Origin of the sequence: Acinetobacter sp. 'aerobic (ED)' (genome assembly GCF_904886855.1) — a bacterium.
Classification (GTDB): Bacteria; Pseudomonadota; Gammaproteobacteria; order Pseudomonadales; family Moraxellaceae; genus Acinetobacter; species Acinetobacter courvalinii.
The window spans coordinates 124,722-144,418 of record NZ_CAJHGI010000002.1; the positions used below are offsets into that span (position 1 = coordinate 124,722).

At 40.4% G+C, this 19,697-nt stretch carries 17 protein-coding genes and 1 pseudogene; 7 read left to right on the forward strand and 11 right to left on the reverse strand.

Features of this window, described 5'->3' with window-relative positions; translation table 11 throughout:
- Positions 1 to 118: 118 nt before the first annotated feature.
- From JO943_RS04110 to JO943_RS04120, 3 genes are all read right to left on the reverse strand, one after another.
- Positions 119 to 1,213, reverse strand: a complete 1,095-nt coding sequence (locus JO943_RS04110) for a hypothetical protein (protein WP_202740064.1) — start codon at positions 1,211 to 1,213, stop codon at positions 119 to 121.
- Between the two features lie 69 nt (positions 1,214 to 1,282).
- The gene (locus tag JO943_RS04115) at positions 1,283 to 1,597 is read right to left on the reverse strand and encodes a hypothetical protein (RefSeq protein ID WP_005229610.1); all 315 of its coding nucleotides are present in this window, start codon (positions 1,595 to 1,597) and stop codon (positions 1,283 to 1,285) included.
- 39 nt (positions 1,598 to 1,636) lie between these two features.
- Entirely contained in the window at positions 1,637 to 2,662 is a 1,026-nt protein-coding gene (locus JO943_RS04120) for a type I glyceraldehyde-3-phosphate dehydrogenase (protein ID WP_005229609.1), read from the reverse strand.
- Between the two features lie 256 nt (positions 2,663 to 2,918).
- Here JO943_RS04120 and alaS point away from each other — a divergent pair, with 256 nt between their 5' ends.
- From alaS to csrA, 3 genes are all read left to right on the forward strand, one after another.
- Positions 2,919 to 5,609 carry an alanine--tRNA ligase gene (gene alaS, locus JO943_RS04125; RefSeq protein WP_202740065.1) on the forward strand — a complete coding sequence of 897 codons (2,691 nt, stop codon included), beginning with the start codon at positions 2,919 to 2,921 and terminating at the stop codon, positions 5,607 to 5,609.
- Positions 5,610 to 5,675: 66 nt separating this feature from the next.
- Entirely contained in the window at positions 5,676 to 6,956 is a 1,281-nt protein-coding gene (locus JO943_RS04130) for an aspartate kinase (RefSeq protein ID WP_005229607.1), read from the forward strand.
- Positions 6,957 to 7,193: 237 nt separating this feature from the next.
- Entirely contained in the window at positions 7,194 to 7,457 is a 264-nt protein-coding gene (gene csrA / locus JO943_RS04135; protein WP_004771563.1) for a carbon storage regulator CsrA, read from the forward strand.
- A 56-nt stretch (positions 7,458 to 7,513) separates the two neighbouring features.
- On the opposite strand, the pseudogene rnhB reads toward csrA, so the two are convergent.
- Positions 7,514 to 8,086: pseudogene (rnhB, locus tag JO943_RS04140) on the reverse strand (ribonuclease HII); the annotation flags it as partial.
- A gap of 36 nt (positions 8,087 to 8,122) precedes the next feature.
- Positions 8,123 to 8,506: a hypothetical protein gene (locus JO943_RS04145; RefSeq protein WP_005229597.1), complete on the reverse strand. Its 384-nt coding sequence runs from the start codon at positions 8,504 to 8,506 to the stop codon at positions 8,123 to 8,125.
- 225 nt (positions 8,507 to 8,731) lie between these two features.
- Between JO943_RS04145 and JO943_RS04150 the strand changes: the two genes are divergently transcribed.
- On the forward strand, positions 8,732 to 9,289 hold the full coding sequence (locus JO943_RS04150) for a cytochrome b (RefSeq protein ID WP_202740066.1): 558 nt from the start codon (positions 8,732 to 8,734) through the stop codon (positions 9,287 to 9,289).
- 56 nt (positions 9,290 to 9,345) lie between these two features.
- On the opposite strand, the gene JO943_RS04155 is transcribed toward JO943_RS04150, so the two are convergent.
- From JO943_RS04155 to JO943_RS04170, 4 genes are all read right to left on the reverse strand, one after another.
- Positions 9,346 to 10,344, reverse strand: coding sequence for an adenosine deaminase (locus tag JO943_RS04155; RefSeq protein WP_202740067.1), 999 nt, complete (start codon positions 10,342 to 10,344; stop codon positions 9,346 to 9,348).
- Between the two features lie 112 nt (positions 10,345 to 10,456).
- Complete coding sequence (locus JO943_RS04160) at positions 10,457 to 11,776, reverse strand: NCS2 family permease (protein ID WP_005229589.1); 1,320 nt, start codon at positions 11,774 to 11,776, stop codon at positions 10,457 to 10,459.
- A 329-nt stretch (positions 11,777 to 12,105) separates the two neighbouring features.
- Positions 12,106 to 12,291: a hypothetical protein gene (locus tag JO943_RS04165; protein WP_005229587.1), complete on the reverse strand. Its 186-nt coding sequence runs from the start codon at positions 12,289 to 12,291 to the stop codon at positions 12,106 to 12,108.
- Between the two features lie 308 nt (positions 12,292 to 12,599).
- Positions 12,600 to 14,807 (reverse strand): TonB-dependent receptor, encoded by a 2,208-nt coding sequence (locus JO943_RS04170; protein WP_202740068.1) that lies wholly within the window; start codon positions 14,805 to 14,807, stop codon positions 12,600 to 12,602.
- 313 nt (positions 14,808 to 15,120) lie between these two features.
- On the opposite strand from JO943_RS04170, the gene JO943_RS04175 reads away from it, so the two are divergent.
- The 3 genes from JO943_RS04175 to JO943_RS04185 all read left to right on the forward strand — a co-directional run bounded on the left by JO943_RS04175 (position 15,121) and on the right by JO943_RS04185 (position 17,094).
- Positions 15,121 to 15,342, forward strand: a complete 222-nt coding sequence (locus JO943_RS04175) for a DUF6500 family protein (RefSeq protein WP_202740069.1) — start codon at positions 15,121 to 15,123, stop codon at positions 15,340 to 15,342.
- A gap of 21 nt (positions 15,343 to 15,363) precedes the next feature.
- Positions 15,364 to 15,504 (forward strand): hypothetical protein, encoded by a 141-nt coding sequence (locus JO943_RS04180; RefSeq protein WP_202740070.1) that lies wholly within the window; start codon positions 15,364 to 15,366, stop codon positions 15,502 to 15,504.
- A 135-nt stretch (positions 15,505 to 15,639) separates the two neighbouring features.
- On the forward strand, positions 15,640 to 17,094 hold the full coding sequence (locus JO943_RS04185; protein WP_202740071.1) for a hypothetical protein: 1,455 nt from the start codon (positions 15,640 to 15,642) through the stop codon (positions 17,092 to 17,094).
- A 66-nt stretch (positions 17,095 to 17,160) separates the two neighbouring features.
- On the opposite strand, the gene JO943_RS04190 is transcribed toward JO943_RS04185, so the two are convergent.
- Complete coding sequence (locus JO943_RS04190; RefSeq protein WP_202740072.1) at positions 17,161 to 17,493, reverse strand: DMT family transporter; 333 nt, start codon at positions 17,491 to 17,493, stop codon at positions 17,161 to 17,163.
- A gap of 118 nt (positions 17,494 to 17,611) precedes the next feature.
- A complete protein-coding gene (gene mnmG / locus JO943_RS04195) occupies positions 17,612 to 19,492 on the reverse strand; it encodes a tRNA uridine-5-carboxymethylaminomethyl(34) synthesis enzyme MnmG (protein WP_009514640.1) in 1,881 nt (626 codons plus the stop codon).
- Positions 19,493 to 19,697 lie beyond the last annotated feature (205 nt).

Here is a 19,697-nt window from a genome sequence, read left to right on the forward strand (position 1 = left end):
AAAATCGGGTGAATGCCCGATTCAGCGTAGTGTAGCACGAAGATTTATGTGATGCACCTTCGAATTTGCATAAATCTTTATAGTTTTATAATCCGTCTATCTCAACTCGAATATAAAATTAATGAGTAGATTCAACAGATTGAGTGTTTACATTTGAAAGTCTCGTCGTTGTTCTTATCCCTAAGAACTGCCCAACATCTGAACTATCGCCTTGCTTCCAGTTGATCAGATTCAGTTTTTTGATTGTGTTGGCTGCCTGAGTATTGAATGCAAAACAGCCGTGCTCTAATTTGGCATTATTCAATCGTTGATTTTGCTTCATCCATAAATCAATTGGGCTATCTCCACCTTGATAAGGATGACTTTTTTCATAGGCTAAATGCTTGTCTGCATCCCATATATGACTAGAAAAAAATTGGCTATTGGTACTTTGATTTTCACTATTTCCTAATCTACTGTCTGTTTCAGCCGTCTCTAAGTTTTCCAATCCAATCAGTTTATAACCATGCCACTGTGTATCTAAAAGTCTGAAATACTTCTTATCCTCGCCCAGATTATTATATCGGTCTATAATTTGCCGCTTCTGCTCATTAAAAGTTGAAGAATCAGAGAAGGAAAAAAAAGACTCCAGATAAGCTTGGTTCCACTCGCTCTGTTTTAGCCGATAACAGTAACTTCCTTTAGGAAATACAGCATCTTTATAGGTCGAATAAAATTTAATTAAATTCTGGTCAAGTCGCTCTGGGTTGGCTGTTAAATCAAAATGCTCTCTATAACCTGGCATTATCCGATCAAAAATATTTTGACCTTCTAATTTTACCCATTCAAAGTTTAAATTCTGCTTAAGTTCAGGTGTGCGTTCATAAAGCCATTGCGTAGAAGATAGCCGTTTAACGACATTCGATTGTGGCGTACCTTTTTCTATCACTTTTGTTTCAGTCAATATCTTTTGGTCTAAAGGTTCATTATGTGACTTATTAAAATTAATCTGATTATTCTTAATAGAATAGTTTGTTATCTCAAAATAGTCTTCAACAATATTGTCAGTAGGTTTGGGTTCCTGATAATAAACTTGGTAAAGCACATCTTCCTGAATAGGTTTTTCTTCAACTTTAGATTGGTCATTATGACCAGAGCCTCCACCACCACATGCCGATAGCAGCAGACTGGTTGCGAGAATACAGATACCCTTGTTTTTAAAATTCGACTTCATAAAATCACTTCATCTTATTTTTTATAAAAATCATATTATATAAATCAACCACATCATACAAAATGTATTTTAATGGCTCTTGTTACTACCTTTAACCATTATTTCTAACACATTGACCATTTCAACATTTTGCTTTTCCAATGCCGCCATATTTGCCACGGTCCGATCCAGCACTTCCTGTTGCACATGCATTTTTTTGGCAAGGTCCTGCATAATTTCCAGACTCTTTTTAAGATGCAACTCTAAATGCACAACTTTTTCTTCAAGATGCAAAACTTGAAGGTCTTGGTTTTGTACGTCTACATTTTTAAACTGCAACCAGAATAAAAAAGCCACCGCCACCAATAAAATAACAATAAATCCCCAAATCAATATCAATGTCATTGAATACCCCACATTATTTTTTATATCTTATTTAAAATATTAAGTACAAAAAGATTCACACAAATCCAGTAAACGATTTGCATAGCCCCACTCATTATCATACCACGCAAAAACTTTTGCTTGGTGACCCACCACCATGGTTTGGGTTAAATCCACAATTAAAGAATACGGTGAATGATTAAAGTCACTCGACACCAGATCCTCATCTGTCACTTGCATAATCTGCGCATAATCAAACTGAGCCGCTTTGCTGAGAACTTCATTGACTTTATGCACGGTAATCGGTGCATGCGAGACAAAGCTTAAATCAATCGCTGCCACATTAATGGTCGGTACACGAATAGAGTAACCGTCAATCCGGTCTTCCATTTTTGGCATGACCTGTTTTAGCGCACCTAATGCACTCGACGTTGTTGGAATAATATTTTGCCCAGACGCACGTGCGCGACGCAAATCCCGATGCGCATGATCCAGCACTGACTGGTCGGCTGTAACCGCATGAATTTCTGTCATTAACGCGGTATCAATACCAAAGGCATCATCAATAATCTTAACCAGCGGCACTAAAGCTTGCGTGGTACACGATACGCTGGAAATGATCTGATCGCTTGCTTTGACCTCGTTGTGATTGACACCATAGACAATCGCAGCATCTACAGAGTCAAAAGGCGCCGCCCCAATAATGACACGCTTCGCACCTGCCTCGACATGACGGGTTGCATCGACACGTGAACGGAATAGACCGGTACATTCCAGTACTACATCAATATTTAAATCTGCCCAAGGCAATAATTCAGGTTGCTCTTGCTTCAGAACTTGTAGTTTTAATTGGCGTTGATTGGACTGAATGTTCAGAAAAATACATTCATTTTCAATCAGAATTTCAACTTGCCCGGCAAAGCGTCCGTGCGTGGTATCGTACTTAAATAAATGCACCAGCGTCTGAACATCGGCCACATCATTAATCGCAACGATTTCAAATTGAAACTGTTTTGGACTTTCAAACCATGCACGTAATACATTCCGACCAATTCGACCAAATCCATTGATAGCGATACGTTGCATGTAGCGTCCTTATTCATCAAAACATCATCTTTTCTGTGCTATATGGTAAAACATCAGTTGCCCTATTGAATATAGATTTTTAGCTTAAACACAGTTTTATATGATATTGCTTGTAAAATCGTTGGTGAGGCGGGTATTTTCCGTTATAATTTAGCACTTTTAAAATCTATGCCACGCACCGGGTTCGATTGTAAAACTTTAAAACAACGTACCTTGTTGCATATAGCCAAATTCAAAATTATGGAGTGTCTTGGTTGTGAGTACTCGCTTTATGACATCAGCTGAAATCCGTGAAGCATTTTTGCGTTATTTCGAATCGCAAGGGCATACACGCGTCGCGTCGAGTTCTCTCGTTCCCGCCAACGACCCAACGTTGCTATTTACCAATGCTGGTATGAACCAGTTTAAAGACTGTTTCTTAGGTCTAGAAAAGCGCGATTATGTGCGTGCCGTTTCATCACAAAAATGTGTCCGCGCAGGCGGTAAGCATAATGACCTCGATAACGTAGGTTACACCGCACGTCACCATACCTTCTTTGAAATGTTAGGTAACTTCTCTTTCGGTGATTACTTCAAACAAAACGCGCTTAAATTTGCCTGGGAATTCTTGACCAGCGAACAATGGTTAGGTTTACCGAAAGATCGTTTATATGTCACGGTTTATCATACTGATGATGAAGCCTTTGATATCTGGAATAAAGAAATCGGCCTAGATGCAGATCGTATTATCCGTATTGGAGACAATAAAGGCGGACAGTACGCATCAGATAACTTCTGGGCAATGGGTGATACAGGTCCATGTGGACCATGTTCTGAAATTTTCTATGACCATGGCGATCATATCTGGGGTGGCTTACCGGGCTCACCAGAAGAAGATGGTGACCGTTTCATCGAAATCTGGAACAACGTTTTCATGCAGTTCAACCGTACTGCGGATGGTGTGATGCACCCTCTTCCTGCACCTTCTGTCGATACAGGTATGGGCTTGGAGCGTATTTCTGCAGTATTGCAACACGTTAATTCAAACTATGAAATTGACCTGTTCCAGCACTTATTAAAAGCAGCGGCTGAAATCATTGGTTTGGATACCACTGCCATTGAAGCAGAAGCGAAAGCTCAAAATAAACCGGTTGAATACCCTGCTTCTTTAAAAGTGATTGCAGACCATGCGCGTTCATGTTCATTCTTGATTGCTGACGGTGTTAACCCTTCAAATGAAGGACGTGGTTATGTGTTGCGTCGTATTATTCGTCGTGCAGTCCGTCACGGTAACAAGCTCGGTGCAACCGGTTCATTCTTCTACAAGATGTTGCAACCTCTAATTGAAGTGATGGGCGATGCTTATCCAGAACTTGCTGCACAGCAATCACGCATCGAAGCACAACTGCTGAAAGAAGAAGAACAATTTGCAAAAACACTTGAGCAAGGTCTGAAATTACTTGAAGGTGAATTGGCTCAACTGAAAGGCAATGTCATTCCTGGTGAAACTGTATTTAAACTTTACGATACTTATGGTTTCCCAACCGATTTAACCGCTGATATCGCACGTGAGCGTAACCTGACCATTGATGAAGCTGGTTTCGAAGTTGAAATGGCTGCACAGCGTCAACGCGCACGTGATGCAGGTAAATTCGCAGTTGACTACAACAGCATTGTCAAAGTTGAAGGCGAAACTCAGTTTGATGGCTACGATGCAACTCAAGGCCAAGGTCAAATTGTTGCGATCTACAAAGATGGCGTTCAGGTTGATGAAATCAACGAAGGTGATGAAGCGCTTATCGTATTGAACCAAACCCCTTTCTATGCAGAAAGCGGTGGTCAAATCGGTGACACTGGTATCTTCAAAAACGATACCGGTATCTTTGAAGTTCAAGATACCAAAAAATCGGGTGGTGCTTTTGTACACCAAGGTATCGTGACCATGGGTAGCCTCAAAGCCACTCAAAGTGTTGAAGCAACCGTTAAAGCCGACATCCGTGCTGCAACAGCACGTAACCACTCAGCGACTCACCTTCTTCATGCCGCTTTACGCCAGATTCTTGGTGAGCATGTTCAACAAAAAGGTTCTTTGGTCGCAAGTGACGTTTTACGTTTTGACTTTGCCAACGATCAACCTGTTTCATTTGAACAGTTGCAACAGATCGAGCGCTTAGTTAATGCTGAAGTAATTGCAAATACTGCGGTAAGCACTGAACTGCTTGATATCGATACAGCAAAAGCCAAAGGTGCAATGATGCTGTTCGGTGAAAAGTATGGCGAAGAAGTTCGTGTATTGTCGATGGGTTCAGTGATTGATGAGAAAAACTTCTCGATCGAACTGTGTGGCGGTATTCACGTAAAACGCACGGGTGATATTGGCTTGTTCAAAATCACTTCTGAAGGTGGCGTAGCTGCGGGCGTTCGTCGTATTGAAGCCGTGACGGGTACCAAAGCAGTTGAAGTGGTTCAAAAAGCTGAAACTGATATCCAAACCATCAATGGCTTATTAAAAGCACAAAAAGATCAAACAGTTGAAAAAGTTGAAGCGATTGTCGAAACCGCGTCTAGCCTGCAAAAGCAAATCGAGCAACTTAACCAAAAATTAGCCAGCTTCCAGGCGGCTGACTTACTGGATCAAGTAAAAGACATTGCGGGTCGTCAAACACTGATTACCACTGTACAAGGTTTGGATGCCAAATCATTACGCAATCTACATGACAGCGTAAAATCAAAATTGGAAGATGCAGTCATTATTTTAGCTGGTGTTGATGGTGATAAAGTGAGTTTAATCGCCTCTGTCGCTAAACAATATGCTGCAACTCTAAAAGCAGGTGACATCATCAAACACTTGGCTCAAGAGCTGGGTGGTAAAGGTGGTGGTAAACCTGACTTAGCACAAGGTGGCGCGCCACTTAACGAGAAGTTTGATCAAGTGATGGCAGCATTACCAGCCTGGCTTGAGCAATAAACAGAACTTCACTTTTGTGTAACTGACCCTGATGCCTCTCAGGGTCATGGCTTATATGGAACAACTATGGCATTAATCGTTCAAAAATATGGCGGTACCTCTATGGGTACTCCTGAGCGCATTTTAAATGTTGCTCGTCGTGTCAAGCGCTGGCATGATCATGGTCACAAGGTGGTCGTGGTCGTATCTGCAATGAGTGGTGAAACCAACCGCTTACTTGCGCTTGCCAAAGCCATTACCAGCACCCCTGACCCACGTGAATTAGATCAAATGGTGTCAACGGGTGAACAAGTAACGATTTCCATGTTAGCTATGGCACTGAATTCAATTGGTGTAGAAGCTAAATCATATACAGGTCGTCAGGTTGGGATCAAAACCGATAGCGCGTTTACCAAAGCACGTATTGAATCGATTGATACTGATGTGATGACGGCTGACCTAGATGCAGGCCGTGTAATCGTTGTTGCTGGCTTCCAGGGTTATGATGCCAATGGCAATATCACAACGCTGGGCCGTGGTGGTTCTGATACTTCTGGTGTTGCACTTGCAGCAGCATTAAAAGCAGATGAATGCCAAATCTATACTGATGTGGACGGTGTTTATACTACTGACCCACGTGTAGCGCCAAAAGCGAAAAAAGTCGACCGTATCTCTTTTGAAGAAATGCTTGAAATGGCATCTTTAGGTTCAAAAGTTTTACAAATTCGCTCTGTTGAATTCGCAGGCAAATATCAAGTGCCATTACGCGTATTATCAAGCTTTGATAATGAAGATGATGGCGCATTTGATGAAGATTTCAAACAAAACGTAGGCACACTAATTACGACTGAGGCAGAAGACGACATGGAACAACCAATCATTGCAGGTATTGCATTTAACCGTGACGAAGCAAAATTAACTATTTTGGGTGTTCCTGACGAGCCAGGTATTGCTTCTAAAATCTTGTCACCTATCAGTAATGCCAACATTGAAGTGGATATGATCATCCAGAATGTTGAAGAAGATGGTACGACTGATTTCACTTTCACGGTCAACCGTAACGACTTGGCGAAAGCAAAAGCGATTTTAGACCAAACTGCTAACAGCATTGAAGGTTGTGAAGTTGTAACCCGTGATGACATCGTAAAAGTCTCAATCGTGGGTGTAGGTATGCGGTCTCATGCGGGCGTAGCGAGCAAAATGTTCACTGCACTGGCTGAAGAAAGCATTAATATTCTCATGATTTCTACATCAGAAATTAAGGTTTCTGTGATCATCGAAGAAAACTACCTTGAGTTGGCAGTTCGTTGTTTACATACAGCTTTCGGCCTAGACCGTGAACACGGCGAAAGCAGCGCTCGTGCTTAATTAATAGCTGCTTAAACATATTTACTTGTGAGTAAATAAGAAAAAAAACAGAGCCACTATAGTTTTTTTTATAGTGGCTCTGTTATATTAGCCCTGAGGTTTTTAAGAAGATTCTCACAGAACTTACGAAAAAGAATGTTTTTTACATATTTCTGTTAGAATTTTCTGTATATTAGGCTGTGCTTTCGAACAATGAATTCCCTGTCGCAAGTTTAAGCGTTTAGCAAGGAGATAAACATGCTGATTCTGACCCGTCGTGTCGGAGAAACATTAATGATTGGGGATCAAGTCAGTGTTACTGTGCTTGGCGTAAAAGGCAATCAGGTGCGTATTGGTGTAAATGCTCCAAAAGAAGTTTCTGTGCATCGTGAGGAAATTTACCAACGTATCCAACATGAACGTGCCATGCATGAGCATCTGCAACATCTTGATCAAGATTATCAACATTCTTATGAAGAAGATAATAACGAGTTCCCTCGTCATAATAACTTCAACCGTTAATGTACAGAATTCTTTTCTGAACAATTAAAGCGACTATTTATAGTCGCTTTAATTGTTTATAGACCTAGTGCTTTTTTCACAGGTCCATAACTGCGGCGGTGTTGATCAATTACACCATGGGCCGCGATCGCTTCAAAATGAGCCTTGGTTGGATATCCTTTATGTTTGGCAAAGCCATAGTCCGGATATTGCTGATCAAGCACCTGCATCTGGCGATCACGTGTGACCTTGGCCAGAATACTGGCTGCACTGATCTCGGCATGACTTGCATCTCCCCCGACAATTGCTTCACACGCAATCGTTATTCCTTTTGGAATCTGATTACCATCCACAATCACTTTTAACGGCTGGGTATGCAAGCCTTCTACCGCACGACGCATTGCCAGAAAAGTCGCCTGTAAAATATTAAACTCATCAATTTCAGCATGGGTTGCTTCAGCAATTGACCATGCCAATGCCTTTTCCTGAATTTCCAAGAATAATTTTTCGCGCTTCTTCTCTGTTAGTTTTTTAGAATCATTCAAACCTTGAATCGGATTATTTGGATCTAAAATGACGGCAGCGGCAACCACAGAACCCACCAAAGGCCCACGTCCCGCTTCATCTACACCCGCAATTGTCATACTACTTCTCTCAAAATAGGCTGATGACTCAGCCTGATCTTATTAACCTGCTTTTTTAAACGTTTCCGCCACACATGCATTTACAGTTTGTGAAACCACTTGAGTCACAATGGTTGCACGAGCAGTAGGATCAATTGCAGCTGTCGCTAATTCAACCGCTGTTACGCTGTTTGGTGCTTTTTCACTAACACAACCACAGACTTCAGTCTGGATATTTTCACGTTGTTCAGCAGTCATTACACGTGTTGCAGTTTTCCAAGCCGGTAATGTATTAATCTCATTAATGCATTTTGCATTTACCGCAACTTTTAATGCCGCCATACCCAATTGCTGAGAAGTCGCGCCAGCCGAGTTGCTGCCATCTGGTGTTACACATCCTGTTAGGGTTAAAACAACAGGGGCAACAATAAGTACCAACTTTTTCATGATTTCTTACCTGTATCTAAATTTTTGGCAGGCGTATTGTGCCTAAATGAGTGGCTTTATGATATGACTCAGCGCAAACTTTACATAATATAACAATTATAACTAAGCAAGCTTTTGTACCACCGTTCTAAGCATAAAACGCTCCGTTACATTTCCATTGTATGAGAAATAACAAGGTGTTATTAGAATAAAAAAATCCATTTATAAAAATGCCAGGATGTTGCAATGTCAACCTCATCACAATATTACACCCGTACGGCGCAAGTTATTCATTGGCTCATGGCTGCAATTTTTATCATTGCCTGGCTGATTGGTTTTTACAGTGGTAATTTTCTGAGCTATGAGGTTGATGGCAGCTTTAAAGGCGATGTCATCACCCTACATAAGAATATTGCCACGACTATTATTTTCTTGGTGGTGATCCGGATTTTCTGGCGCTATACCCACCCTGTTCCGCAACTGCCAGATACCATGTCACCCATGATGAAAAACTTGGCCCATGTCGGACATTTCTTGCTGTATTTAATGTTATTAGCTTTACCTATTACTGGCTGTTTATTTAGCTGGAGTGCCGGACACCCTGCACCGGTTCTGTATTTATTCGAAATTCCACGCTTAGTACAGGACAACCCCGATCTGATGGCCATTGTTAAACCCATCCATATTTATCTTTCATGGTTTGCGGGTTTATTGGTTGCTGGTCATGCTTTAGCGGCCATCAAACATCATGTAGTTGATAAAGATAATGTGCTACTCAGCATGTTACGCCAGCCTAAAAAATAAAATGTCCAGATAATAAAAAAACCGCTTAAAGCGGTTTTTTTATTATACGAAAACAATTAGAGCATGTTGACTTCAGTAATCCACTTTTGCTTTTCTTCATCAGAGATGAATGAAGCCTCAAAAGAGTTGATTGCAAGCTGCTTTAATTCTTCATTGCTCAGATCCAGCGCCTGCTGAATGGCAATAAAGTTATCATTCATATAACCACCGAAGTACGAAGGATCATCTGAATTAACCGTCACGTGAACGCCTTTCTGTAATAAACGGCGAATGTTGTGATCAGCCATGTCATTCACAACACAAAGCTTTAAATTACTGAGCGGACAAACGGTCAAAGGCATCTTTTCTGCAATCAGACGTGTCATAAGTTGTTCATCTTCTTCCGAACGTACACCATGGTCAATACGATTGACTTTAAGCAAATCTAGCGCTTCCCAGATGTATTCTGGTGGACCTTCTTCACCTGCGTGCGCCACAATCAGGAAACCTGCTTCACGCGCTTTGGCAAAAACACGCTCAAATTTCGAAGGCGGATGTCCCACCTCACTTGAATCTAAGCCAATGGCAATAATGTCATCTTTGAAAGGTAAGGCCTGTTCAAGCGTTTCAAATGCTTTCTCTTCGCTTAAATGGCGTAGGAAGCACATGATCAATTGAGAGCTAATGCCTAATTTCGCTTTGGCATCTTCACAGGCACGTTTCAGACCCGCAAGTACCGTTGCAAACGCCACGCCACGCTCGGTATGCGTTTGCGGATCGAAGAACATTTCAGTATGTACGACACGATCTTCAGCACATTTTTCAAAATATGCCCAAGCAAGGTCATAAAAATCCTGCTCATGCACCAGCACATTCGCGCCGGCATAGTAGATATCTAGAAAAGATTGAAGATTGTGAAAGTTATACGCCTGCTTCACTTCTTCAACAGATTGATAAGGAATCTGAATCTGATTACGCTGTGCAATTGCAAACATCAGTTCCGGCTCAAAAGTCCCTTCAATATGCACATGCAATTCGGCTTTGGGTAAGGCACGAATCAGCTCGATTTGATTCATATAAACTCCACGTCTAAAGAAAAAAGGGTGTTACCAAACGGACACCCTTTTCGGGTTCTTTGCTGGAATAACAATAGCAGCAAAGAATAATGTAAAAATGATAAATCTTGGATTAGCCGCCAAAAGCAGCAAATTTAAATACCCAAAGTGCTGCGATGATCCAGACCATATACGGTACAGTTTTCGCTTTACCTGTAAATAATTTCACCAATGCGTAGCTAATAAAGCCCATGGCAATACCATCAGCAATTGAGTAGGCAAATGGCATAAATACAATGGTTAAAAATGCAGGTACTGCTTCAGTAATATCATCCCAGTCAATATTGGTGATCCCCTGGATCATCAACACACCAATGAACAATAAAGCAGGTGCGGTTGCAAAACCTGGTACAGATTGAGCCAATGGCGCAAGGAATAAACAGCTTACAAACAAGAATGCGACCACAACAGCGGTCAAACCTGTACGACCACCTGCAGCTACACCTGACGCAGATTCAATATAAGGTGTCGTTGATGAGGTACCTAAAGCAGCACCCGCAACAATCGCAGTTGAATCGGCAAATAAGGCTTTTTTCAAACGTGGCAATTTACCATCCTGCAATAAACCTGCACGATGCGAAACCCCTACCAGTGTCCCTGTACTATCAAATAGATCGACAATAAAGAAAACAAAGATGACGCCGACCATACTGGCTGTAAACAGACCTTCAAAGTCCATTTGCATAAAGGTCGGTGCAATCGAAGGAATCTCGCCAACCACGCCCTTAAATTCATTTAAGCCCATTAAGGTTGCAATCGCAGTCACCGCCAAGATACTGATAATGATAGCGCCACGTACCTTAAACTGATGCAACACCACAATGAGCAGGAAACCGAATAAGGCAAGCAAGACGGTTGGCTGTTTAATATCACCCAGCCCAACCAAAGTTGCCTGATTGGCAACAATAATGCCTGAGTTCTTTAATGCGACCAAAGCCAGGAACAGGCCAATACCGCCACCAATGGCAAATTTAAGTGACATAGGTATCGCATTGACAATTGCTTCCCGGATTTTAAAGAAGCTGATCGCAAGGAAAATAATCCCTGAAACAAAAACCGCAGCGAGTGCTGTTTGCCAAGGCACACCCATGCCCAAACAGACAGAATAGGTAAAGTAAGCATTCAAGCCCATACCAGGTGCCAGTGCGATTGGATAGTTCGCAATAATCCCCATGACCAAACAGCCGATTGCAGCAGCCAGACAGGTCGCAACAAACACCGCTCCGTGATCCATCCCCGTTTCAGAAAGAATGAGCGGATTTACAATAATGATGTAGCACATGGTTAAGAATGTGGTTACACCTGCCAAAACTTCTGTTCTAAAGTTAGTTTTGTTATCGCTTAATTTAAATAAGCGTTCTAACAAACCAGCTGAAGCATTAGGCGTTGTCATAACATAGCACCTGTTAAAATCTAAGATCGTAGGACGTGAAATCTATACTCTTGTGCGGCAATCTTTTTTGAATTTGCACAAAAGAGTACTCGAAGCTAGAAAGCAATCTATATGCCAGCTTGGTACTTGTTACATAGACAACATGTATAAATTTAATTTCGCTATCAAAACGTAAAAAGCCGCATATCTTGATGCAGCTTTTTATTTAGTGGTAAATATTTTAACAGATTCTATTTAAAACTTGCGCATCGCCAAGCAAAAAAAGACCATTTAATCGACGATCCCAAGTAAACCACTGCATTACCAGCCCCATACCTGATCAACGCCTACTAATTACTTGGCTTATATGAAGACAGTTGGTTGCGGGGATCGTGTTGAATCGTATCCAGGCTATGCTCTGCATCCTGTACAATCTTCATGAGTTCTTGGCGCTTTTTGGTTTGTGCATCGACATAGGCAACATAGCCTAAAATGACAATGGCAAAGCTCACAAGCAAACTAAGTGTAATCTTCATTATTATTATCTCTATTTTAATGTTTTCTTTAATACTAGCAAAAAAGTATTAAACCAGGTACAAACAAGCATAATAAAACCAAAAATGAGAACCACATCACAATTATACAGTTATTTTCAAGTTTTATTGCTTATTTTTCATACAATTAGATATTAGAATATTACCGTAATTTAAGCAATAGCATTTTATATAATTCAATAAGATAGATATGAATTACATCTTTATTTACATAGTCTATTTTATTGACGAACAATAAAAAAGCACCTCTGCTATCACAGAGATGCTTAAAAGAAAAGCAACCCACTGATTTAGAACTGGTAATTTAAACGCACCAAGAAGTTGCGTGGCGTACCAGGCATGGTATTTGATCTCCAATAAACTTTATCGGTAAGATTACTTACCGCGAAGGTCGCTCCCCAGTGCTTCCCCTTATAGCCCAACGCAGCGTCTAGACGTGTCCAGCCATCGAGTTTCGTATCTGGAGCATTGGATAAATTGGTATAGAAAGACCCATTATAGGTCGCACCAACCTCAGTATAGATATTTTCTACTGGTAGATAGCGGACAAACAAGTTTCCTGTATTTTTCGCAACATTTGCTAAATAATGACCAGCACTGGCAGATTTGGGATCTTTATCATCTTTTACTTTTGCATCTGTATATCCATATCCACCACGAACAAACACATTATCAAGCACTCGCCCGATAAAGCTGAATTCAGCTCCTTTAGACTGATGTTCACCACCTACGACATAATCAAAAGGGCGATTATCTGGATCAGGACGATAACGAATATTTTTCTTACGGATATCAAACACAGAAAATTGAGTATTCAAACGGTCATCAAACCAATCACTTTTTACACCAATCTCATACTGCTCATTATATTGTGGCTCTGCATTTACGGTTCTCAAATCAACTGTACCATTGGTAAATGGCGAAACGCCCGCACTACCACCAAATGGCGCAAAGCTTTTACTATAAGATGTATAAAAACTCTGGTTATCAACTGGCTGCCAGACAAAGCCCACATTTGGACTAAAAGTTTCAGCATTCATTGTCACTGACTGCCCATAGGTTTTTGAATCAATTAAAGTATCACGAGTTTTTACTTCATATTGATCATAACGGGCACCCAACATCATTTTTAATTTCGGTGTTAAAGAGACTAGATCCTGTACAAAAAATGCCAAGCTGTCATTATTTTGATGGGTATAAGAGGTTGCTTTTGGCCGACCATGATTACGATCAAAAGAAGTCTGATAATCTTTTACATTATATGGATTAATTAATTGATAATATAATCCAGCCTTATCTCCACTTGAATAATTACCTAGTTTAGGTTCACGATCTTCATGTGACCAATCGGCGCCAACCATGAGCTGGTGTTCTAATTTACCCGTATTAAATTTGCCCGTAATATCAAATGTATTTGTCGTGGTCTTATTCATGGTTTCTTGCCAGGCATAAGATTGCTTGATGTAGCCAGATTTGCATCCTTTCGTATCATCAGTACAATAACTTCCACCAAAGAAATTATCGAAATCTTGATTGGCTTGGCGATAGCTCAACGCCCAATGAAATTTCCAGTCCGGCGCAAATTCATATTTCAGATCGGTACGTACCGTTTGCAATTCATCGACAATGAAATCCGATGGAGTTGCAAAGCCCGTCTCTCTTAAAATATTTTCAGGAAAACGCTTTAATACTGAAAATGATGGACCACGATCAGGTGTACGATCTAATTTGTCGTAGGTATATTCCGTTGTCCATAACAACTTTTCATCATCACTACGATAGGTCACGCTTGGGGAGAACATCGATTGTTTTGTGCCAATACCTGAACGGAAACTATTGGTATCAGATTTCTCACCAACCAAACGTATCGCCCAATTATCATTCACAACCTGATTAATATCTAAGTTTCCGCCAATGTTGTCATAAGAACCACCAAAGATGCCCACAGAACTTTTAGAGTCAAAATTGGCAAACTTGGTCACCATATTCACAACTCCACCGCCTGCACCACGTCCATAGAGTACAGAAGCAGGACCTTTTAGAATCTCAATTCGTTCAACGTTTGCAGTACTACGGCGTACCTGCCCGCCCTCTCGTACGCCATTGCGATAAATATCACTGGTGTCAGCACTAAAACCACGAATCATAATACCGTCACCACGTGTATCATAAGTTGTGGTTACACCTGGCGTACCTTGCAACATGACACTCAGATCATTGGCACCATAGATTTTGTATTTTTGCACATCAATCGTATCGATGGTCTGCGGAATATCTTTTTTCTTCAAACCATTACGCGTTACACTTGCCTGCTCATAATCAATATAGCTCTTGACTGGATCAAGCTCACTCATCGCTTCAATTTTAATGGTAGGCATCACTGCCGTTGGCGTTGTTGCTTCATCTGCAAATGCATAGTGCGCTTGCAACATCATCACGGTTAACAAACTCAGCTTAAAAGCAGATTTGCTGTTCCCACCCAAGTGAAAATTACTCATAAAACTCTCAGAAAATTCAGACGAAAAATTAAAAACAAATTAAAAAATATAAAACATTACAATTTTAATAAAAATCATTCTCATTTTCACTATATTTTCTACCAATTCGATTTTTTAGATGTTTTCTTAAACAACCTAGTCAATTACCAAGGTACTACTCAACCTAAATCAGACGCAAATCCCTCTAGTCTGCACTTAAAAAAACATGAACCATCTGACTGTAGCTACAGGAGAAATTACCCAAATATTCAATAAAGACTTAGCTCGAAAGTGCTAGAATCAGCCCATCTAGCATCAATTGTTTTTATAAAAAATGAGAAAAGAACTTCAAACTAAAATCATTCAGGTCTGCAATGAAAAAATTGCCAAAAAAGGCAGTGATGTCGGGCTTTCTTTTTATGCTTTCTTTGCCAATAAAAATGATGATCCTGAACGTCTAATGGAAGCTGCTCACTGGTGGATCATAAAACATCAGCTTAATCATTTTGAGAAAGCTACCAAAATTAAGGCCTTAATTTTAAGTGAATCTACTTAAAAAATGAGTCATGAGAAATGCATGGGTCATGGTGATGACAAATTCAAGGAACAAGGCGTTTATTCAGCAGCACGTTTTCTGCTAATAGAAGCTTATAACCAGATTCAACCAAAAAAAATATTGAGCAGCACAATGAAAAGCAAAAGATTAGAAATGACCTAATAAATTATCTATCACTCCTACTCCACCTAATCCTGTCGATCGATCGTTTATCGCAAATATTATTTAAAATACTTTGAAATAGCGTGATGAATAGATATTATTCTTTTCTAAAATAATCCATGTAGAAAACTAAAAATGTTAAAGATTAAATCTGGTATTACTATTTTAACCACAGCAATGATAATTTCAGCTTGTGGGGGTGGAAATGACAGTAAAACGCTGCAAGATCATACAACTCAGCCTATTGCGTTTACCACTGAGTTTCAAAGCAGTTTAAGCTTGCAAAAGGATGCTGAACCAGCCATTCAGATATCGAGTAGCAAGAGTAATCAGAATGATGAAATAAATGCGTATTCAGTTACGCATCATTTTGATAGTGGAAGTAGCTCAATTATTTTGAGCTACAATTTTGATAAAAATGATATCAATAAGACACTTCATGTTAATTACGATCCAATTCTCAAAAAAGTACTAAATATCTCGATTGGAGAAAATTATTTAAAACCTGATATTTTTAGTTTTTCAAAAGAAGACATTTTCTCTTGTTCAAACACGGTTCTATTTGAGCCATGCAAAAATATTCAGATTGTTTTTGATGAGCAGACAGGTTTTAGCAAAATTAATTTTGATAATACAAAACTCTCAAACTTGCCAACTGTTCGTCTCTCACCCATAGAAAATCCAGATAATCAGCTTTCTACTGAAAAAAGCTACATCACGTTGAATGGGCAAATTACTGGTTCTTTATCTAGACCGCCACAGACTTTTAACAATATCAGAAAAACCAGTCAATCCAGCCTACTTTCCAATCAAAAACCGGTCTCATTAATGGGAGCCGTTTATGATCCAAAAACTAAAGTAATCTTATTTGGTACTCATGCAAATAACGGCATAGACAGCAGTTTAAAATTAGCCCAGTTTAGTACTGGGATTGAAAATAACCTGATTCAATACTCGCTACTCTCAACCGAAACCTCATTTTATATGTCTGGTATGTGTAGTGCGATGACACTAACCTTCCCTGTTGAAGATGTAGCAACCCTTCAATCAAACAAAAATACGGACAATATCTCTTTAACATTTAATCAAGCAATATATAAGGATAAAAAAGACCTACCTCCATTATTTCCTAATTTTCCAATTCAGCCAGAATGTGCCCAGGCACAGCTACAACTCGATGGTTCAGTAACGGTCAATATACCGAGTACACAGCTTCAAATCTCACCAATTCTTAAAAATGAAAGTAGCTTCTCTTTGGTTCAGCCTGCACTATATTTTGATGTCATCAACCATGATAGACAGCAGTTTGGAAATAATGCATTACAAGTCAAAATTCGCAACAATCAAATTGAGAAAATTGATTTCAAAGATACACGTATAGGTAAAAATCCTACAACGGGCTTATTGGTAGATTATACTGAATACCAATATAACTGCGGTTATACTGAAGCATGTACAGGGCTTAGTTATGACATCGAGAAAAACAAGATCAGTTTTGACAATACGAAACTAACCTCTAAAAAATCTCCAGCAAATGAAGTTAACAATCATATTACCTTAAATGGTGTATTTGATTTTGCAGGCCGATAACCTAAAACTACAAATTCTCTCTAAAAGGCCGAACTCAACCAGTTCGGTTTTTTTATTATTAAAAGATTAATGCGAACTGGATTTTGACAATAGATTCAAGATCAATACACCACTCATAATCAGCGCAATTCCAATAATCCCCCATATATCCAGTTTTTGATCAAACACGAACCAGGCTACTATGGTAATTAAAACAATCCCGACACCTGACCAGATCGCATAGGCAATCCCGACTGGTATGGTTTTAAGCGTCAAAGAGAGACCGTAAAATGCAATCACGTAACCCAAGACAACGACAATTGAAGCGATTGGTTTGGTAAAACCTTCACTGCTTTTCAATGCTGAAGTGGCAATCACTTCCGCGATAATTGCGATAAATAAAATAATCCAGTTTTTCATTTCACCGCACCTCAGCAGGTCTATATTTATGATGATAAGAGTAAAATACTCAGAGAAAAAAACACCCTTCTGTCAAAGGGTGTTTTTAGTGTCTAATTAAACAAGTCGAATTGAAAGCTTAGGCTGACTTCTTGGCCATATTGTTTTTACGGATGGTAATCATCAGTAATTGTACAGCGGCTGGTGTTACACCTGGAATACGGCTTGCCTGCGCTAAGGTTTCTGGACGAACTGTCTTTAACTTCAAGGTAATTTCACGTGATAAACCTGAAATACCATCATATTCAAAATCAGCAGGAATCTTGGTTTCTTCGAGACGCTTCAATTGCGCCACATCTTCATGCTGACGATTGATATAGCCTTCATATTTCACCGCAATTTCAATTTGCTCACCGACTTGCTGTGAAACTTCCGAACCGGTTAATTCCGCAATTTGACTGAAATTGATATTTGGACGTTTCAACAAATCAACCGCACTACATTCTTTGCTGAGATCGGCACCCGTCATTTCAACGAATTTTTTACCCATTGGGTTGTTTGGTGCAGCCCACAAATGTTGTAAACGAGATGTTTCGCGCTCAACAGCTTCCATTTTTTCGCTATAAGCCGCCCAACGCTCATCATCCACCAGACCCAGCTCACGACCAATCGTGGTTAAACGTTGATCTGCATTATCTTCACGCAGCATCAAACGATATTCCGCACGTGAGGTAAACATACGGTACGGCTCTTTGGTGCCTAATGTAATCAGGTCATCGACCAACACGCCCATGTAAGCCTGATCGCGTTTTGGTGTCCATTCTTCTTGTTCCCAAGCACGGCGTGCAGCATTTAAGCCTGCAAGTAAACCTTGCGCTCCCGCCTCTTCATAGCCTGTGGTACCGTTAATTTGACCAGCAAAATACAGGTTTTGAATCGCTTTGGTTTCAAGTGTGAATTTCAAGGCTTGTGGATTGAAATAATCATATTCAATCGCATAACCCGGACGTAGGATATGCGCATTTTCCATACCACGGATCGAACGTACCAAATTGAACTGTACATCGAATGGCAATGAAGTCGAAATACCATTTGGATAAAGCTCATGGGTATCTAAGCCTTCTGGCTCAAGGAATACCTGATGTGAATCTTTATCGGCAAAACGATGAATTTTATCTTCAATCGATGGGCAATAGCGTGGACCCACACCTTCAATCACACCCGTGTACATTGGTGAACGGTCTAAACCGCCACGGATAATTTCGTGGGTTTTTTCACTGGTATGGGTGATATAGCAATTGACTTGCTCAGGGTGCATTGAGGCATCACCCATAAATGACATGACAGGAGATGGGAAATCACCTGGTTGTGGCGTCATGACCGAGAAATCAACTGAGCGAGCATCAATACGTGGCGGTGTACCTGTTTTTAAACGTCCCACAGGAAGTTTAAGTTCACGTAAACGATGAGCCAGTGCAATTGATGGTGGATCTCCTGCACGGCCGCCACTCGAGTTTTGTAAACCGACATGGATCACACCACCGAGGAAAGTACCAGTTGTCAGTACCACAGTTTTGGCATCAAAACGGATACCCATCTGGGTCACAACACCTTTAACCGCATCGCCTTCAACAATTAAGTCATCTGCTGCTTGCTGGAAGATGTCCAGATTGGCCTGATTTTCCAGCGTATCGCGAATTGCAGCCTTATAACGTACGCGATCTGCCTGTGCACGTGTTGCACGAACGGCAGCGCCTTTACGCGAATTAAGAATACGGAATTGAATACCACCTTTATCCGCCGCAAGCGCCATGGCACCACCCAGGGCATCAATCTCACGGACCAGATGCGATTTACCAATACCACCAATTGCCGGGTTACAGCTCATCTGACCCAAAGTTTCAATATTATGCGTCAACAATAATGTTTGTCTTCCCATACGTGCCGCAGCAAGTGCCGCTTCCGTACCAGCGTGACCGCCACCAATTACGATAACGTCGTAAACTTTAGGATAGTGCATAGTGGTAAATATGTATTCAAAAAATGACAGAGTATTATATAGGAGTTTTGCAGCAAATTGGCAAAAACCGTCAACATTCTGCTGGATTCTAAGCCGCAGTTATGCTGACAAAACATACAAAAAGAAACGTTCTGTTGCATTTTCATCTTATACTTAACAGAGCTACTTAAACTATTAACTCGAACACCACTGTTTTATTTGATGA

Bases quoted from the DNA above. Each gene is read 5' to 3' on its own strand.
- JO943_RS04130 (WP_005229607.1), top strand. From the start codon at position 5,676: ATGGCATTAATCGTTCAAAAATATGGCGGTACCTCTATGGGTACTCCT.
- JO943_RS04155 (WP_202740067.1), bottom strand. From the start codon at position 10,344: ATGAATCAAATCGAGCTGATTCGTGCCTTACCCAAAGCCGAATTGCAT.
- JO943_RS04115 (WP_005229610.1), bottom strand. From the start codon at position 1,597: ATGACATTGATATTGATTTGGGGATTTATTGTTATTTTATTGGTGGCG.
- JO943_RS04190 (WP_202740072.1), bottom strand. From the start codon at position 17,493: ATGAAAAACTGGATTATTTTATTTATCGCAATTATCGCGGAAGTGATT.
- mnmG (WP_009514640.1), bottom strand. From the start codon at position 19,492: ATGCACTATCCTAAAGTTTACGACGTTATCGTAATTGGTGGCGGTCAC.
- JO943_RS04180 (WP_202740070.1), top strand. From the start codon at position 15,364: ATGGGTCATGGTGATGACAAATTCAAGGAACAAGGCGTTTATTCAGCA.
- JO943_RS04160 (WP_005229589.1), bottom strand. From the start codon at position 11,776: ATGACAACGCCTAATGCTTCAGCTGGTTTGTTAGAACGCTTATTTAAA.
- JO943_RS04170 (WP_202740068.1), bottom strand. From the start codon at position 14,807: ATGAGTAATTTTCACTTGGGTGGGAACAGCAAATCTGCTTTTAAGCTG.
- JO943_RS04165 (WP_005229587.1), bottom strand. From the start codon at position 12,291: ATGAAGATTACACTTAGTTTGCTTGTGAGCTTTGCCATTGTCATTTTA.
- JO943_RS04185 (WP_202740071.1), top strand. From the start codon at position 15,640: ATGTTAAAGATTAAATCTGGTATTACTATTTTAACCACAGCAATGATA.
- JO943_RS04145 (WP_005229597.1), bottom strand. From the start codon at position 8,506: ATGAAAAAGTTGGTACTTATTGTTGCCCCTGTTGTTTTAACCCTAACA.
- JO943_RS04175 (WP_202740069.1), top strand. From the start codon at position 15,121: ATGAGAAAAGAACTTCAAACTAAAATCATTCAGGTCTGCAATGAAAAA.
- JO943_RS04150 (WP_202740066.1), top strand. From the start codon at position 8,732: ATGTCAACCTCATCACAATATTACACCCGTACGGCGCAAGTTATTCAT.
- csrA (WP_004771563.1), top strand. From the start codon at position 7,194: ATGCTGATTCTGACCCGTCGTGTCGGAGAAACATTAATGATTGGGGAT.
- JO943_RS04110 (WP_202740064.1), bottom strand. From the start codon at position 1,213: ATGAAGTCGAATTTTAAAAACAAGGGTATCTGTATTCTCGCAACCAGT.
- JO943_RS04120 (WP_005229609.1), bottom strand. From the start codon at position 2,662: ATGCAACGTATCGCTATCAATGGATTTGGTCGAATTGGTCGGAATGTA.